We start from the raw sequence: 16,963 nt of genomic DNA, 5'->3' as shown, positions 1-16,963 counted from the left end.
CAGGTGGAAAGAGGACAATCGCAGCCTCGGGGATGATGGATATGAAAGCGCAGACGGCGAAGAAGATGGAGATACCTGAAGAGGAGAAGCGGCTGGAAAAGCAGCTATGCTTTGCGGTCTATGCAACGGCGCATGCGTTCACCCGCGCCTACAAGCCCATCCTCGACAGGGTGGGCCTCACCTACCCGCAATATCTGGTGATGCTGGTGCTGTGGGAACGCAGCGCGCTGCCGGTGAAGACGATCGGCGAACAGTTGGATCTCGATTCCGGCACGCTGTCGCCGCTGTTGAAGCGACTGGAACAGACCGGGCTGATCAAGCGCATCCGCGACCTGCGCGACGAGCGGCAGGTGATCGTCTCGCTGACGCCGAAGGGTGAAGCGATGAAGGGGGAGGTCGACACGATCATGACGGCGATCGGCAATGCCGCCGGCTGCACGCTCAAGGAAATGGCCGAAATGCGCGACATGCTGCATCGGCTGCGCGGCAATCTCGGCCGGGCGGGTGCAGCCGGCGGCTGAACGCCCCTGCCCCGAGCCGGTATGACGTCGTGGCGGGATCAGGACTGCCGGGTGGCGGCCTTTGCCGTCGAGCGGCGCTTCTTTGCAGGCGCCGGTGAGGCTTCCGCTTCTTCGGCGGCCTGCTGCAGACGAAGCGCCCTCAGCTTCTCCGTCTTCTTGTCACGGGCCGATGCCTCGGCTGCAATAATGGCGCGCGCCGTGTGATCGGTTGCTTCGGCCTTGTCGCGAGACGAAAGCTTGGCGGGATTGAAGAATTCTCCCTTGGTGGCGGTCATGTGCCCCCTTTCTCAGGTGATGGCGGCGTTTGAAACCATGGCCCGCGCCGCCGGAACAATTCCGGTAAACAGCGCGGCGGGCTCCCCAGCAAATCGCGAAGCGGTTTTGACGGGAATGCGTGAAACAAAGAGATAGCGCATTTCCATGACTGGGAGAAATCATGAAATGCTTTGCCGATCAGCGGGCGCGGAGAACCTTCTTCGGCGCTGGCAGCAGGCCCTCGCGCTGCATCTTCTTGCGTGCAAGTTTGCGTTGGCGGCGAATGGCCTCGGCCTTTTCGCGGGCACGCTTCTCGGACGGCTTTTCGAATGCGCTGCGCGCCTTCATTTCCCGGAAAAGGCCTTCGCGCTGCATCTTCTTCTTGAGCACGCGCAGCGCCTGATCGACATTGTTATCCCTGACGAGTACCTGCAAAATGATATCCTTCCTGTCGGCGGCGAACCGCACTATCGATGATGAAAAAAGACGGGACTATTTGCCCGTCCGGAGGGCGGAAAATTTCAGCCAAGGTTCAGCGCCGCCGGATTTGGCAATCGCCTCGGTCGAGGCCTGCACCGACGATTCGCCGACGTCGATATCGGCCTCGGTGATGCGGCGTTCGAAATTCTCTGTCGCGAACTGAACGCGATATTGAACATGCCCGTGGTCGTTCGGCAGTATGCTGGCGATCCGGCACTGCTTATCGGCCAGCGGCCTACGGGTCAGGCCGGATTTCAGCACGATCATATCGCCGACTTTATAGTTTTGTCTGCCCACTACAGCGTCCCTTCAGCTGTTCGGCTGCCCAAACGGACAATCAGAAGCCGAACGATCAAAACAAAAAGGCCGGGCTGGACCCGACCTCTTCCCGTCACTCCGCCGTTTTGCTGTCCGGTTGGTCAGCGCGCTGCCAGTACATCCGTGGTCAGCGTTGCTGTCACATCCATGGTCAGCCCGCTGCCATTTCAATGGCCAGCCAGGCGAATGACAAATCATGCAGCCTGAAGGTTGTCAGCCGAATTCTTGCCCGACCTTTTGTCGCGGACGAGATCGTAGCGGATCTTCTGACCTTCGGTGAGTTCGCGCATACCGGCACGTTCAACTGCCGAAATATGGACGAAAACATCGGTGGAACCATCATCGGGCTGGATGAAGCCAAAACCCTTGGTGCCATTGAACCACTTGACGACGCCTGAATTCATAACGATCTCCTTTTCAACCGTTTGAGTGCACCCGGGAACGATTCCGCGGGCAATATCGATGTTGAGACGAGATCTGACGAAGCGCTTTCAGCGCATGGACAAAGGTCACAAGCAATATTCGATACGCTCCATGTAGGGGGTTTATCGAATTAAGCAATGGATTTTCGAAAAAAAATTCGCTGGCCAGTGGCGAAATAGAAAGCCTTTGCCCGAAACGGAGCGGCCGGATCGCGGCCGCCCCGGCGGCAATTACTGCCAGACGACGATCGGCGCTTTCGTCGGGACGCGATCGTAGAGATCAATGATATCCTGGTTCAACAGCCTGACGCAGCCCGAGGAGACGGCCTTGCCGATCGAGCGCCAATCGGGATTGCCGTGCAGGCGGTAGAGCGTATCCTCGCCGTTGGAGAAGATATAGAGCGCCCGGGCGCCGAGCGGGTTCGTCAGCCCCGGCTCCATGCCGCCGTTCTCGATCGAATATTTGACCAGTTCCGGCTGGCGGGCCACCATCTCGTTCGGCGGCTTCCAGCGCGGCCATTTCTGACGCCACTGGATGACGCCCGATCCCTGCCAGGCAAAGCCCTCGCGGCCGATGCCGACGCCATAGCGCATTGCCATGCCATCGGCCTGGACGAGATAGAGGAAGCGCGACGGCGTATCGACGACGATGGTGCCGGGCGGCTGGCCAGTGGGATCGAGGACGCGCTGACGATAGTAGCGCGGATCGATCTCCTCATAGGGAACGGCGGGAATAAGGAAGCCGCCGTCCTCGACGGGGCCGTACATGACGGCGAGCTCAGGCCCGCTCGGCACGCTAGAGGCGCCAGGCGACTGGAACAGGCGGCCCGGCGACCGGTAGATGATCGACGTGCCGCCCGATGTGACCGTGTTGACCGAGGAGGCGCAGCCGGTGAGCGCGGTGGCTGCGGTCAATGCCGAAAAGGAAAGAAAGCTGCGGCGGGAAAGGTGTCTATCGAAGCTCATGACGCGGGACTGGTTTCCTTTGATGCGTGACGCCGGAGTGGCTACACCCAAGAAATCTATCGGCTTCGGCCAAATAAACCATAGCTTCACGCAGACGTGTTCCGGCGGGAGCCGACGATATGGGTCGCGCTGTTGCAGCGCTACATCACAACGATCTCGGCCCTGGCGGGAAGGCGATCGTAGAGATCGACGACGTCCTGGTTCAGCATGCGCACGCAGCCAGACGATGTGGCTTTGCCGATCGACTGCCAGTCGGGCGTGCCGTGGATGCGGTAGAGCGTATCCTGGCCGTCCTTGAAGATATACATGGCGCGCGCGCCAAGCGGGTTGGTGAGCCCGGGATTCATGCCGCCGTTTTCGGCCGCGAAGGCGCGCACTTCCGGCTGGCGCGAGACCATTTCGACCGACGGCGTCCAGCGCGGCCATTTCTGCTTCCACTGGATGACGCCGCGGCCCTGCCAGGCGTAACCGTCACGGCCGAGGCCAACACCGTAGCGCATCGCCTTGCCGTTACCCTCGACGAAATAAAGGAAACGCGTCTTGGTATCGACAATGACGGTACCGGGGCGCTCGGTCGTCTGGTATTCGACCTCCTGGCGCAGGAACTGCGGCTGCACACGGCTGACCGGGATCGCCGGGAGGGTGAAATCCTCGTCGCGAAGCTGGCCATACATCGCCATATGCACGGGATTGGTCACCGGCAGGCCGTAGGTCTGGTGGAACTGAGTCTTGTAGAGCTCGCGCGTCTGCGGCACCGGCTGATCGGGGATGGGCCGCACCCGGCGCGGGTCAACGCCCGGCGGCTGGTAAAAGACCGGCGAGGTTTCCTGAACGAAGCGGGCGGGCGAATCGGCGGCGACGTCGGGAATGAGGATGTTGCAGCCGCTGAGCGGCGCGACGACCGTCACGAGCCCGACAATCGGAAAGACCCGGCGCAGAAAATTCATGGAACCACCCTTATCAACGATCGGCGAGACAGCGATATCTGCCGGCAGGATGGCATTCGCGGCTGGCGCGAGGCTGGCGTTGAGGCGGGAAAAGCCGGGAGATCAAATCGACCAGAGCCGTTGTGCTTCACCGCGAAGGGAGGCTATTGCCAGTGCGGCGAGATCGCCGTCCATCTGCAGAACGCTTGCGGCATGCCTCAATTCCGTTTCGTCCGTTAAGCTTCGCCAGGACCCAGCCGATCTTGCGTTCGATGTCCTGGCCATAAGCTTCCGTCGCCTTCAGAACGGCGACAGCGGGAATCTCCGCGTAGCGGGTGAGAAGGATCCCCCGGATCGATAGCGTCAGCCGAAGGGCCGCAGCGATGGTGCGATGTTCAGGACGCCTGAATTCCATAATGGACGAGCGGGATCAGGCCGCCACTCCGTGGAAGAAGCGGATGCTCTGTTCGATCTCGGCCGGCAGCGCCGAGGTGTGGTTGCCGGCGACGGTATCGGCTTCGATATGGATGCCGGCAGCGCGGGCGCGGCGGGCAAGCAGATCGGCGCGGTCGTTGAAATGCGCCTCTTCGGTGCCGTGGACGACCCGGACCGGGCATTTGAAGCTGTGGGCGTAGCAAAGTGCCGAGCGCACCTCGAATTCATGCGCATTGCTGTCGTCGAAGCGGATGTCCTGGGGATAGCGGCTGAAGAAGCGGAAGGCGTTGGGATTGCCCGAAATCGGCGCGGCGGCGCGGAATTTATGGGTGCTCATCGCCGCCAGCATGGTCAGCGTGCCGCCGATGCTGTGGCCGGCGATGAACAGGCGCTGGGAATCCACGCCGGGCAGATGTGCCAGGCGCTCGGTGGCGGCAAGGACGTCGTCGACCTCATCGTAGAAGCCGGAGAAATTGCCCATCTGGCCGTTTTCGCCACGCAGCGACGGCATCATCACGACATAACCGGCGTCCATATAGGGCTTCATCAGCTGCCAGTGGCCAAGGCCCATGGCATTGCCGCCATGCAGAAAGAGCACAGCCGGCTTGGCGGTCCGCTCGCGCTTGTACCTGGAGACCCAGGCCGCCAGCTCCAGCTCGCCGCCATAGCCGGAGCGGTAGAAGATCTTCTCGGCGTCGGCAGGCGCGGTCAGCGGTTCGTATTTGTCAGGCGCCGGGCCCTTCTGCAGCAGTTTCGTGCGGAAATGGCGGCGGACCGCGGCATAGTCGTGCTTGGCAAGGCGCGGCTCGTCGGGGACATCGAAGGCGGCCGCCATGCGCGGCAGGACGAGTGCGCCGGCAAGCCCCGCCAGCACAGCGCGGCGTTGGCGGAAAAAGGAATTTCGTTCATGCGAGTTCATGACACAGTATCCAAACCATTTCCCCGGCACACAAGATTTGCACCGCAACAGGCGTTGCCGCCAATACACATCGTGTTGAAAATGTCGCCCTGCGTCATTGTTGCGCAGGCGGTCGCAGATCACCCCGGCTTGGCGTCAATCATGGCGATCAGCGTGCGCAGGCGGTCGGCCTCGTAGGAGGGTTTGTCGGGACGCAGGCGGGCGATGCGGGGGAAACGCATGGCGACCCCGGATTTGTGCCGCGTCGAGCGATTGATGCCCTCGAAGGCCACTTCGATGACGAAGCCGAAATCCTTATCGGCGCGGACGGCGCGCACCGGGCCGAAACGCTCGGTGGTGTTGTTGCGCACGAACTTGTCGAGCAGCTCGAGTTCGGCATCGGTGAAACCGAAATAGGCCTTGCCCACCGGCACCAGCTGTTCGCCATCCTCGTCATCGGCCCAGACGCCGAAGGTGAAATCGGAATAATAGCTGGAGCGCTTGCCGTGGCCGCGCTGGGCGTACATCAGCACCGCATCGACATTATAGGGATTGCGCTTCCACTTGAACCAGGGGCCTTTCATGCGGCCGGCCTGGTAGATGCTGTCGCGCCGCTTGATCATCACGCCCTCGATAACCGGATCGGGCGGGGCGGCGCGCAGCGCATCGAGCTCATCCCATGAGGAGAAAGGCACGAGCGGCGAGAGGTCGAACCGATCATGGGGGGCGCGCTCGATGATATCGGAGAGACGCTCGCGCCGATCGACATAGGTGCGGCCGCGAATATCCTCCTCGTCGTCAAAGAGCAGGTCATAGGCGCGGATGAAGGCGGGATAATCGTCGAGCATCTTCGCCGTCACCGTCTTGCGGTTCAGGCGCTGCTGCAGGTCGGAGAAGGTGCGCGTCGGGCTGTTGGAGCGGGCGGTGCCGCCGACCAGCAGTTCGCCGTCGACGACGCCGGAAAAATTTATCGCGTCGAGGACATCGGGAAAGGCGCCTGATATGTCGTCGCCGGAGCGCGAATAGATCTTGCGCCTGTCGCCTGCGCGGGAAAGCTGGACGCGGATGCCGTCCCATTTCCACTCGGCGGCGTAGTCGGCCGGGTCGAGACCTGCCAGGTCCCCCTCCTCCACCGCATTAGCGAGCATGACGGAATGGAAGATCGCCGGCGTCGCCAGAGCCGGTTTGTCGCCGCCGCCCGCCAACCATTGGAACAGCGTCTCGTAGGGCGGCTGCAGGCCGTGCCAGAGGGTTTCGATCTCGGTAACGTCCTTGCCGCCGAGATCGGCCAGCGCCTGCTTGGCAAGACGGGCGGAGACGCCGATGCGCAGCGCGCCGGTGGCGAGCTTGATGAAGGCAAAGCGGCCGGAGGAATCCAGCCGGTCGAGCAGGTCGCGGACATAGCCGCGCACTTCGGTGCGGCCGAGCCCGTTCATGCGGGTGACGACCTCGCCGAGGCGCGGCTGGGATAGGGCGGAGCGGTCGATATCCCGGTCATTGTCCCAGACCAGCGAGATGGTTTCGGCGAGATCGCCGACATAGTCGTAGGAATAGCGGAACAGCACCTCGTCCATGCGCTCCAGCACCAGCTCACGCAGCATGGCCGGCTTGACGTTGCGCACCTCCAGCGTACCGGCGATCGCAGCAAGCCCATAGCCGCGGTCGGGATCCGGCGTATCGCGGAAATAATCGGTCAGCAGTTTTAGCTTGCCGTTGCGGCTCGGGGTGAGCACGAGGCGGTCGAGGAGGTCGGCGAAGGCCTTCATGTCGGCCTCCGGGTTTGGGGAAAAGACTCCTCCACAACCCCTCCCCACAAGGGGGAGGGACCAACTCGTGGCGCTGCCCTGCCCTCTTTCGACCTCAGCGTTCGCAGCAGAGATTTTGCTGCGGGACGGCGCGGCAGATTAAGCCCCTCCCCCTTGTGGGGAGGGGTTGGGGAGGGGTTTTGATCCAGCACGCAGCTCATCTCAATCCGCCTCATCCTCATAACCCACCAGATGCAGCGGTTTCGCCTTGATGCCTTGCAGCTGGCACCAACGCACCAGCGCCTCCTCGCGGCCGTGGGTCACCCAGACTTCGGCCGGATGCAGTTCACGGATCGTTTCGGTCAGTTCCGGCCAGTCGCAATGGTCGGAGATGACGAGCGGCAGTTCGACGCCAAGCTGTTTTGCGCGCTGGCGCACCATCATCCAGCCGGAGGCGAAGGCCGGCAGCGGCTCGTTGAAGCGGCGCGCCCAGCGGTCGGCAAAGGCCGATGACGGGCCGATGACGATGGCGCCACGGAAGGCTGACTTGTCGCGGCTTTCGATCGTGGCGGGTTGCAGTTCGCCGAGATCGATGCCCTGACGGACATAATAGTCGCAGAGCTTTTCCATGGCGCCGTGAATATAGATCGGCTCGGCATAACCGGCATCGCGCAGCAGCCGGATGACCCGCTGCGCCTTGCCCAGCGCATAGGCGCCGACGAGATGGGTGCGCTCGGGAAATTGCCGGAGCGAGGCCAGCAGCTTGCCGGTTTCGTCGATCGGATCGGGGTGATGGAAAACAGGCAGGCCGAAGGTCGCCTCAGTGATGAAGACATCGCAGGCGACCAGCTCATAGGGCGCGCAGGTCGGGTCGGGGCGGCGCTTGTAATCGCCGGAGACGACGATGCGAGTGCCGTTCTTCTCGATGGCGATCTGGGCCGAGCCGAGCACATGGCCGGCGGGATGAAAACTGACCTTGACGCCGTTGACGAACAGCTCCTCGCCAAAGCCGGCAATCTGTTCGCTGGCGCAGAAGCCATCGCCGTAACGCAGACGCATGATGTCTAGCGTCTGGCGGGTGGCAAGCACGTTCACATGGCCCGGCCTTGCGTGGTCGGAATGCCCATGGGTGACGAGCGCCCGTTCGACAGGTCGCACCGGATCGACATAAAAGCCGCCATCCGGGCAATAGAGCCCCTGCGGGGCGGGATAAAGCAGCGCATCAGCTCTCATGAAGCAAGAGATAGCGGGAAACGGGCGCGAGGCCAGAGCAAGCGATGGTCATCACCTTATCCCGTCGAGGAAGGATATGATTGCGGCGTTGAACGCCGCCGGCCGCTGCAACGGCGCGAAATGGCTGACGGCGGGCAGGTAGATCATCTGAGCGTCCGGGATGCTGCGGGCAAGATATTCGGCATGCTCGGCTTTGATGAATTCGTCTTTTTCCCCGAGCACGATTGCGACGGGAACGCGGATGCGGCCGAGATCGGCGGCCTGATAGTTCGGCTCCGTGCGCATCATCAGGCTGACCGCATCGACGAAGGAATTGAAATCGTCCGGCGTCGCCGACAAGGCCGCATAGTCCTTTGCGTGGCGGGCGAAACATCGGTCGATGACCGGGGTCGGAACGAATTCCAACGTGCCGCTCGGATCCATGTTGCAGGCGAAGAAGAAGACGCCCTCGACACGCGAGGGTGCCGTCATGGCAAGGATCAGCGCGATGCAGGCGCCGTCGCTCCAGCCGATAAACGCCGCCTTTTCCAGCCGCAGTTCGTCCATCACTGCAAGCACGTCGGCCGCCATCAGCTCATAACTGTAGGGACTGATATCGCGGGTGCTTCGGCCATGGCCGCGGCTGTCGATCAGCACGACGCGGCGGCCGCTGGCAAGCAGCGCCGGGACCTGATAACCCCAGTTGCCGCTATGGCCGAGGCCGCCATGCAGCAGAATGACGGCAGGGCCTGTCCCGTAGCTCGCATACCAGATGCGGGCGCCGGCGCGCCCGACATGGCCTTCTACAGAAGCCGGCGGCAGCGGGGCCGCTCCCTGCGCTTCGAAATGGATGAGCTCGTCGTCGTGTCGTTCCATAGCGATGCCAATCCTCCGCTGAATAATCCCGCGCATAGAAAAGCCGGAAAACAGCCCAAGAACAACCAGAATCGCTTTCTAGCTGTTGCCTCGTTTCATTCAATCGGCGAGAGCAGAAATGGGCAGGAAGCTTTTCTATTGCGCGGCAGCGATCGCGCTTGCAGCCGCCGGCATCTATCTCAACAATAGCAGCCTGCTTGCCGAGCATCGGCCGGGAAAGCCGGTGCTGCTCGCCCATCGCGGCATTGCCCAGCGGTTCGATGAGACCGATCTGAAAAACGACACCTGCACGGCGAGCCGCATGCTGCCGCCCAAACACGACTATCTGGAAAACACCATCGCCTCGATGCAGGCGGGCTTCGCAGCAGGTGCCGATATCGTCGAGATCGATGTGCATCCGACCGCGGCCGGGGCATCGGCATGATGCCGACGCTGGCGCAAGTGCTTTCGACCTTTCCGGATCGGCGCTTCCTCATCAATGTCAAGAGCCGCGATTCATCCGAGGGGGAAAAGCTCGCCGCCGTGCTGAACGGGCTTCCACCGGCACGACGGGCCGGCATCATCGTCTATGGCGGCGACGAGCCGATCGACGTGCTCGGCCGACTCGCACCCGATATCAAAACCGCCTCACGCAAAAGCCTGAAGGAATGCCTTTTCGGCTATATCGGCTATGGCTGGACCGGCCTCCTGCCTGATGCCTGCAGACATCGGATAATGCTGGTGCCGATCAATATCGCGTCGTGGCTGTGGGGCTGGCCGGACCGCTTCCTCAACAGGATGCAAGATGCGGGAACGGAAGTCTTCGTGCTCGGCCCCTATCGCGGCGGCGATTTTTCCACCGGCATCGACGATGCGGCGCAGCTGGCGCGGCTGCCGCAGGATTATGCGGCAGGCCTCTGGACGAATGAGATCGAGACGATCGGCAATCTCATGAAATGAGGCGGCGCCGCCGCCTCAGAACTCTTCCCAATCACCACCGGCAACTGCCGCATTGCCATGGAAGGCAGCGCTCACCTTCGCAGCCATTGCCCGCGGCGCCGATGCGACAGGCCTGAAAGCGGCGGTTGCCACGGAGGGGCGTGGTTGACGTGCTGTCGCGCCGCCGATGTTGAACTGTCCGAGCAGCTGGAACAACGCGTCCGCCTCCCTGGCAAGACCGTGGGCCGCGGCCGTCGATTCCTCGACCATCGCCGCATTCTGCTGCGTCCCCTGGTCCATGGTGTTTACGGCGGTGTTGATTTCCTTCAATCCCGTCGCCTGTTCCTTCGAACTTTCGACGATAGCGAGAACGTTGCCGTTGACCTGTTGAACCTGGGCGACGATCTCTTCCAGAGCCTTGCCGGTTTCACCAACCAATGTGACACCGCTCTTTACATGCTCGTTGGACGCTCCGATGAGCTCCTTGATCTCCTTGGCCGCCTTGGCCGATCTCTGAGCAAGCTCGCGAACTTCTTGCGCGACCACCGCAAAACCCTTGCCGGCGTCGCCCGCGCGTGCCGCCTCGACGCCTGCGTTGAGCGCCAACAGGTTGGTCTGGAAGGCGATTTCGTCGATTACGCCGATAATATTGCCGATCTCCGCGGAGGATGACTCGATCTTCCCCATGGCCTCGACTGCGCTACGGACCACCGCGCCGGAGCGCTCTGCATTCTCTCGGGTCCGTCGCACCAATTGGCCGGCTTCCTGGGCGCGGTTGCTGGAATCGGAGACCGTTGTGGTGATCTGTTCAAGGGCGGCTGCGGTTTCCTCGACGGAGGCGGCCTGCTGTTCCGTACGCTTCGACAAATCGTCGGAGGCGGAACGAACCTGCTGGGCTCCGGCAGCGATGCCGGTTGCGTTCTGGGCGACGACCTGCATCGCCGTGCGCAGCTTGCTGACCGCGGCGTTGAAATCAATCCGGAGTTTTTCCAGTGTCGGGATGAAAGGTGTTGCGACTTCCTGGGTCAAATCACCGCCGGAGAGTGCCGTCAGGGACGCCGCGAGCTGATCGACATTGTTGACGCGGGCGGTGACGTCGGTTGCGAATTTGACGACCTTGAACACCTTGCCGTTCATGTCGAAGATCGGATTGTAGGAGGCCTGAATATAGATCTTTTTGCCGCCCTTGCCGAGGCGCAGGAACTCATCGGCCACGAATTCGCCAGCGGCCAGACGCGCCCAGAACCGCCGATAATCGTCACTGTTGGCGTAAGCGCTGTCGCAGAACATCGAATGGTGGCGGCCCTGGATTTCGGCGAGCTGATAACCGAGCGCTGACAGGAAATTCTCGTTCGCCGTCAGGATCTCGCCCTTCGGTGTGAATTCGATAACGGCCTGGGCGCGCGACAGGGCGCTCAATTTGCCGGCATCTTCGGCGCTTTTCAGCTTCTGCTTGGTGATATCGGTCGCGAACTTCACCACTTTGTACGGTTTCCCGCCGCTGAAGACGGGATTATAGGAGGCTTCGATCCAGATTTCCTTGCCGCCCTTGCCGATCCGCTTGTATTGGCGCTGATCGAATTCGCCGCGGCCGAGCCTCGCCCAGAATTCCCGATAATCGGCGGAGGAGGCATCTGCCGGCTCGACGAACATCCGGTGGTGCTGGCCGACAATTTCGGACAATTCGTAACCGAGCGCCGCGCAGAAATTGGCGTTGGCCGTCAGAATCTTGCCGGTGAGGTCGAATTCGATGATGGCCTGTGACCTGCTCATCGCGGCAAGTATGGCCTTGGCATCCGAACTGAAGCCGAATCCTAGTGTCTTCATGTTGTTCCCCCTAACTCGGGTCTAAGCGATATGACTGCCGCGACCCACCACGGGGCTTGCGCTGGACGAGCAACCTGAAAATAGAATCCTCTAAATTCTTTAAGCATCCTTTAACCCAGCCGTAGCGAAACAGGTCGCCTCTACGTCTTGGCGACGCGGAAAAATAAGGACGCGGAATCATACTGTTACAAGGAAATGCCCGAAGGGTTCGGTTGGCCACAAGATCTTTCGGCCGGGAATTGCCGCGGGAAGACAGCGTTTTTCCATCAGCGGCCCGCCCGGAAAATTCGAACAGGGATTTACTCTTTGTTAAGCATCAACTGCCTCTATGTTCGCATATGGCGGGCACTTAAAGCCCTTTCCGTTTTTCCGCTGCAGATGCATATTTTACCGTCCTTCGAGCGTGCAGAATCAACTTCCGATACGAGCGAACTGCTGGACACGTCAGCCGCCCAAGCGCCGGATGCGATTGTTGATCGGAGAATGACATGAAGCTCGAGGACGAGTTCAGTCGCATTGAGGAAGTCGCGGCAGGCTTCGAGACCCATTACGAAGTCTTCAAATATATGAAGGGCCTCACTCAGGATCTGGGAATGACCGCTTTCCTGATCATGACGCTGCCCGCAGTCGACTTCGTTGAAATAGGCGCGACGAAGATCATCACCAACTGGCCTGCGGAAATGGTCGATTATTACGACGCCCATAACCTGATGGTAGACAGTCCCGTCATCCGCCGGATGCTGAGATCGACCAGCCCCTTCAACTATGATGTCGAGGCGATCAATACCGATCGCGGTGAAGGCAAGAAGTCCATGGTCATCGAGTTGTTCAGGCGGTACGGCATGCAAAAGGGAGCCTATTTTCCCGTCCATGATGCCGCGGCCGGACGCGGTGCGCTGTCGATTTCAGGGCCTCGGAATCTCAGCATGCTCGAAATGGCGAAAATCCTTTTTATCGCCACGCTCATCTATGATCGGCTCTCGCAGCTGACATTGAACGAGAAACACAAGCCGATTGCCTTTACGCCGAGCGAGCTGGACTGCCTGAGGCTGACGGCGGGGGGCAGGAAGAGCAGCGAAATCGCCAAGCTTCTCGATCTGTCGGAAAATGCGGTCAACAATCAAATCGGCAACGTGATCAAGAAGCTGGGCTGCACGACGAGAACGCAGGCGGTCGTCAGCGCCCTGCGTCTCAATATCATTCGTGTTTAGGATGCCGGCGGACGGCCGGCAAGCTGCCGAACAAGTTCAGAGAAACTGCGCCTGCAGCAACAGCGTCGCCTGATCCGGCGAGACGGGCTTGGAAAACCGGTAGCCCTGCGCTTCCTCGCAGTGCGCCTGCCGCAGGAAATCCATCTGGGCGTCGGTCTCGACGCCTTCGGCGAGAACCGACAGCTTCAGCGTCTGCGCCAGCGAAATGACGGCCGAGGCGATGGCGACGGCGGTCTTATCGCCCGGCAAGGCCTCGACCAGCGAACGGTCCATCTTCAGCCGGTCGAAGGGAAAGGTCTTCAGTGCCGCCAGACTGGAATAGCCGGCGCCGAAATCGTCGATCGACAGGCGCACGCCAAGCGCCCTCAGCTGCTCCATCATGGCGAGCGCGCGCTCGGCATCCTGCATCACCACACTTTCGGTGACCTCGAGCTCCAGCCAGCGGGATTGCAAGCGGTTGCGCTCCAGCGCCTCGGCCACATGGCTGGCAAAATCCGGATCGGCGAACTGCTTGGCCGAAACGTTGACGGCGATCGACAGCGGCGTCAGGCCCATATCCTGCCAGTTGCGCGCCTGGCGGCAGGCTTCGTTCAGCACCCAGAGTCCGAGGGGAACGATGAGGCCGGTCTCTTCGGCAAGTGGAATGAAATGGACCGGCGGCACCCTGCCCTTTGTCGGATGATGCCAGCGCACCAGCGCCTCGATGCCGGTGATACGGCCGGTGGCGACATCGACCTGCGGCTGATATTCCAGGAACAGCTGATCGCCGGTGATCGCCTGGTGGAGCTCCTCCTGCTCGCCGCGGGGCATGCCGACCGGCGCGCCGTCGCCATCGTGATGCTGCAGCGTGTTGCGGCCGAGTTGCTTGGCGCGGTACATGGCGCGGTCGGCATTGGCGAGCAGCTCTTCCGAGGTGGCCCCGTCGAAAGGAAAGGCGGCGACGCCGATGCTCGAGGTGACGGCGATGTCGCCGCTCTCACTGCGCATCGGCCGATTGATCGCCTTCTGCAGCTCGCGAAGGCGGCGAGTGATGCCGGCATCATGGCTCGACTGGTGGACGAGCACCACGAGGAATTCGTCGCCGCCGAGCCGCACCACCATATCCGAGGCGCGGATGCTGTTGACCATGCGGGTGGCGATCTCCTTCAGCACCTCGTCGCCGGCGGCGTGGCCGCGGCCGTCATTGATGTCCTTGAAATTGTCGAGATCGATATAGGCGATGGTGACCTTGCGGTTGTTGCGCCGGGCTCGGTCGAGGATGCGCGCCAGCCTTTCCTTCAGAAAGGCGCGGTTCGGCAGGCCGGTGAGATCGTCATGATGGGCCATGAAATGGATGCGGTCATCGACGCGCTTGCGTTCGATGGCGATGCCGGCGATGTGCGTGGCAAGCGCCACCAGCTTCATTTCATGCTCGGTGGGACGGCGCACCTCTCTGGAATAGAGCGCGAAGGTGCCGAGCACATTATTCTCGGAGGTGGCGATCGGCGTCGACCAGCAGGAGCGAAAGCCGAAAGGGGCAATCAGCGCGCGGAAATCCTCCCACAGCGGATCGTTCATCACGTCCTCGACGATCACCGGGTGGCCGCGCCAGGCGGCGGTGCCGCAGGAGCCGACCTTGGCGCCGATCGTGACGCCATCGATCAGCCGGCTGTAGCCGCCGGGAAGGTTCGGAGCGGCTCCGTGATAGAGCCTGGTGCCGTCGCCGTCGAGCAGGAGAATCGAGCCGTCGATACCCGTCAGCTGCGCCTCGATCATCAGCACCAACGCCTCGAGGATCATCGGCAGCGGCTCGTTGCGGGCGATCATTTCGAGCAGTTTCGCCTGGCCGCGATGTAGATCCTCCTGGAGCTTGCGTTCGGTGATATCGCGGGAAACGCCGATCAGGCCGACGATCTCGCCGCGATCGTTGCGCAGCGGCATCTTCGAGGTCAGCCGGCATATCGGCTTGGCGGCGCCGGGAAGGACGACCGTTTCCTCCATGTCGATGCGGGCCTCGCCGCTCGCCATGATCTGCTGCTCGATATCGAAATGGCGGCGCGCCGTCTCGAAATCGAACAGGTCGAAATCGCGCTTACCGGTGATCTCGTCGGCGCTCCCGAAGCCGAGGCTGCCGGCGGTAACGGCATTGGCGAAGACGAAGCGGCTGTCACGATCCTTGACGTAAAGAAAATCCGGAAGTTCGTGGATGATTGCCTTCAGGCGCAGGTCCTCGACGCCATCCGAGAGGTGATGGGCGGTCGACGCCATCATCGCCTCGGTCGCGGCAACGAAACGCCGCGTTTCGGCCGTCAGGGAATCGGCCGATTCCCATCGCCTGGCACTCGGTTCGTGCATGACGCCATTCTCCCGCGGCGGCTGAAGGCCGGTCCCGCAACAGTCATTAATTTCCCTTCAAAGTAGTCCGCATTTCCTTCGGCTTACTTAAATGAAAGGATGAACAACACGACAAAATAAGCGGCGAGATCCTGCCATCGGCCTCTGCCGCAACGACAATTCCACGCGGCGCTGAGAGGCCTGCGCCAAAAGGAGACAGGCGTGCTGGCATGTTTCCTGCTACAGCCGCGGCATGACAGGAGAGCCCGCAATGCCCCTTCGCCGCGACATGCTTCGCTTTCTCGCCGCCTCGGCGGCTGCAGGCGCAGCCTCGCGCGCGCTCGCCTCGCCGCTGACGGCTGCCACCCAACCCGATCTGCGCGGTGCGATCGACGCGGTGGAATATCGCGCCATTCCCGAAAGCGGCGACCGCAAGACCCGCAACCTGCAGCAGATGATCAAACAGGCGGCCGCCGAGAACGTACCGGTCTTCCTGCCGCCCGGCATCTACAAGGTGTCCAATCTCACCCTGCCCGACAATACCCGCATCACGGGCGTGCCCGGCGCCTCGCGCATTGTCTATACCGGCGAAGGCCATCTGTTTGCGGCCGAGAGCGCCCGGCGCATCGAGCTTTCCAATCTCGTCATCGACGGCGGCAACCGCTGGCTCGGCGACTATGCCGGCGGGCTGGTGCAATTTACCGGCGTCGACGAGGTGCTGATCGACAATTGCGAGATCGGCGGCAGCCGCAAGCACGGCCTGCAGCTGGAGCGCTGCGGTGGCCGGATCGAACGCAGCCGCATTTCTGGCGCCGCCCAATCCGGGCTTTACGCCGTCGATTCCGCCAATCTTTCGATCCTTGCAAATACGGTCTCGGATTGCGGCAATGGCGGCATCCTCGTGCATCGCTGGAAGAAGGCGGAGGACGGCACGATCCTTTCCGGCAACCGGATCTCCAACATCCGCGCCAATGACGGCGGCACCGGCCAGAACGGCAACGGCATCAATGTCTTTCGCGCCGACGGCGTGATGGTTGTCAATAACCACATTTCCGATTGCGCCTTTACCGCCATCCGCGCCAATTCGGCCTCGGATATCCAGATCAGCAGCAATCAATGCCGGCGCTCGGGCGAGACGGCGATTTATGTCGAATTCGGCTTCGAAGGCGCCGTCGTATCCGCCAATATGATCGACGGGGCTGCAAACGGCATCTCGATCGCCAATTTCGACGAAGGCGGCAGGCTGGCGAGCGTCACCGGCAATGTCGTGCGCAATCTGACGCTGCGCGGCCCATATCAGCACGAGGTCGGCTTCGGCATCGGCATTGCGGCGGAGGCCGATACGCTGGTGTCGGGCAATGTGATCGAGGGCGCGCCGCGCTGGGGCCTGCAGATCGGCTGGGGCGCCTATCTCAGAAATGTCGTCGTCAGCGGCAATGTGGTGCGCGGGGCGCCTGTGGGATGCGCCGTCTCGGTCGCCGAGGGCGCCGGTACCGCCGTCATCACCGACAATGTCTTCCAGGACACGGAGAAAGGCGCCGTCCTCGGCTTCGAATGGGACAAACAAGTCTCAAGCGAGTTGGCCGGCGGCGGCTCCCCCTATGCGCAGCTCACTATCGAGCGAAACCGTATGTCCTGAC

General features: G+C 62.0%; 16 protein-coding genes and 2 pseudogenes. 4 read left to right on the top strand and 14 right to left on the bottom strand.

The genetic code is table 11. The features are described from left to right. Nucleotides 1-32: 32 nt before the first annotated feature. Entirely contained in the window at nt 33-521 is a 489-nt protein-coding gene (locus GA0061105_RS23865) for a MarR family winged helix-turn-helix transcriptional regulator (RefSeq protein ID WP_092753301.1), read from the top strand. A 38-nt stretch (nt 522-559) separates the two neighbouring features. Here GA0061105_RS23865 and GA0061105_RS23860 read toward each other — a convergent pair whose 3' ends face one another. The 12 genes and pseudogenes from GA0061105_RS23860 to GA0061105_RS23810 form a co-directional block, all read right to left on the bottom strand. Then, on the bottom strand, nt 560-796 hold the full coding sequence (locus GA0061105_RS23860) for a hypothetical protein (protein WP_064692212.1): 237 nt from the start codon (nt 794-796) through the stop codon (nt 560-562). Between the two features lie 12 nt (nt 797-808). Continuing rightward, complete coding sequence (locus GA0061105_RS33785) at nt 809-943, bottom strand: hypothetical protein (protein WP_280949950.1); 135 nt, start codon at nt 941-943, stop codon at nt 809-811. A gap of 31 nt (nt 944-974) precedes the next feature. Next, nucleotides 975-1,211, bottom strand: coding sequence for a 30S ribosomal protein S21 (gene rpsU, locus GA0061105_RS23855; protein WP_009996690.1), 237 nt, complete (start codon nt 1,209-1,211; stop codon nt 975-977). Nucleotides 1,212-1,268: 57 nt separating this feature from the next. Continuing rightward, a complete protein-coding gene (locus GA0061105_RS23850) occupies nt 1,269-1,553 on the bottom strand; it encodes a cold-shock protein (RefSeq protein WP_092753299.1) in 285 nt (94 codons plus the stop codon). A gap of 215 nt (nt 1,554-1,768) precedes the next feature. After that, the gene (locus GA0061105_RS23845; RefSeq protein WP_064692210.1) at nt 1,769-1,978 is read right to left on the bottom strand and encodes a cold-shock protein; all 210 of its coding nucleotides are present in this window, start codon (nt 1,976-1,978) and stop codon (nt 1,769-1,771) included. Nucleotides 1,979-2,227: 249 nt separating this feature from the next. Further along, nucleotides 2,228-2,962, bottom strand: a complete 735-nt coding sequence (locus GA0061105_RS23840) for a L,D-transpeptidase family protein (RefSeq protein WP_092753297.1) — start codon at nt 2,960-2,962, stop codon at nt 2,228-2,230. Nucleotides 2,963-3,102: 140 nt separating this feature from the next. After that, nucleotides 3,103-3,909: a L,D-transpeptidase gene (locus tag GA0061105_RS23835; RefSeq protein ID WP_064692208.1), complete on the bottom strand. Its 807-nt coding sequence runs from the start codon at nt 3,907-3,909 to the stop codon at nt 3,103-3,105. A gap of 102 nt (nt 3,910-4,011) precedes the next feature. After that, a pseudogene (locus tag GA0061105_RS33930) lies at nt 4,012-4,237 on the bottom strand (nucleotidyl transferase AbiEii/AbiGii toxin family protein); the annotation flags it as partial. 81 nt (nt 4,238-4,318) lie between these two features. Continuing rightward, nucleotides 4,319-5,242: an alpha/beta hydrolase family protein gene (locus GA0061105_RS23825; RefSeq protein WP_092753296.1), complete on the bottom strand. Its 924-nt coding sequence runs from the start codon at nt 5,240-5,242 to the stop codon at nt 4,319-4,321. A gap of 119 nt (nt 5,243-5,361) precedes the next feature. Next, entirely contained in the window at nt 5,362-6,987 is a 1,626-nt protein-coding gene (locus tag GA0061105_RS23820) for a cisplatin damage response ATP-dependent DNA ligase (RefSeq protein ID WP_092753294.1), read from the bottom strand. Nucleotides 6,988-7,188: 201 nt separating this feature from the next. Continuing rightward, nucleotides 7,189-8,199: a ligase-associated DNA damage response exonuclease gene (locus GA0061105_RS23815; protein WP_092753292.1), complete on the bottom strand. Its 1,011-nt coding sequence runs from the start codon at nt 8,197-8,199 to the stop codon at nt 7,189-7,191. 51 nt (nt 8,200-8,250) lie between these two features. Then, nucleotides 8,251-9,054, bottom strand: coding sequence for an alpha/beta fold hydrolase (locus GA0061105_RS23810; protein WP_064692203.1), 804 nt, complete (start codon nt 9,052-9,054; stop codon nt 8,251-8,253). A 118-nt stretch (nt 9,055-9,172) separates the two neighbouring features. Here GA0061105_RS23810 and GA0061105_RS23805 point away from each other — a divergent pair. Beyond that, nucleotides 9,173-9,993 (top strand): annotated as a pseudogene (locus GA0061105_RS23805) (glycerophosphodiester phosphodiesterase family protein). 15 nt (nt 9,994-10,008) lie between these two features. Here GA0061105_RS23805 and GA0061105_RS23800 read toward each other — a convergent pair. Further along, nucleotides 10,009-11,799 carry a methyl-accepting chemotaxis protein gene (locus GA0061105_RS23800; RefSeq protein WP_092753290.1) on the bottom strand — a complete coding sequence of 597 codons (1,791 nt, stop codon included), beginning with the start codon at nt 11,797-11,799 and terminating at the stop codon, nt 10,009-10,011. A 488-nt stretch (nt 11,800-12,287) separates the two neighbouring features. Here GA0061105_RS23800 and GA0061105_RS23795 point away from each other — a divergent pair, with 488 nt between their 5' ends. Further along, nucleotides 12,288-13,010: a LuxR family transcriptional regulator gene (locus GA0061105_RS23795; protein WP_092753288.1), complete on the top strand. Its 723-nt coding sequence runs from the start codon at nt 12,288-12,290 to the stop codon at nt 13,008-13,010. Nucleotides 13,011-13,046: 36 nt separating this feature from the next. On the opposite strand, the gene GA0061105_RS23790 is transcribed toward GA0061105_RS23795, so the two are convergent. Next, a complete protein-coding gene (locus GA0061105_RS23790; protein ID WP_092753286.1) occupies nt 13,047-15,344 on the bottom strand; it encodes a sensor domain-containing protein in 2,298 nt (765 codons plus the stop codon). Between the two features lie 250 nt (nt 15,345-15,594). Between GA0061105_RS23790 and GA0061105_RS23785 the strand changes: the two genes are divergently transcribed. Next, nucleotides 15,595-16,962: a TIGR03808 family TAT-translocated repetitive protein gene (locus tag GA0061105_RS23785; protein ID WP_092753284.1), complete on the top strand. Its 1,368-nt coding sequence runs from the start codon at nt 15,595-15,597 to the stop codon at nt 16,960-16,962. Nucleotide 16,963 lies beyond the last annotated feature (1 nt).

Source organism: Rhizobium aethiopicum (genome assembly GCF_900094625.1).
GTDB classification, from domain to species: domain Bacteria; phylum Pseudomonadota; class Alphaproteobacteria; order Rhizobiales; family Rhizobiaceae; genus Rhizobium; species Rhizobium aethiopicum.
The sequence above is the reverse complement of the archived record's forward strand: the minus strand, read 5'-3'. Positions and strand labels throughout refer to the sequence as shown.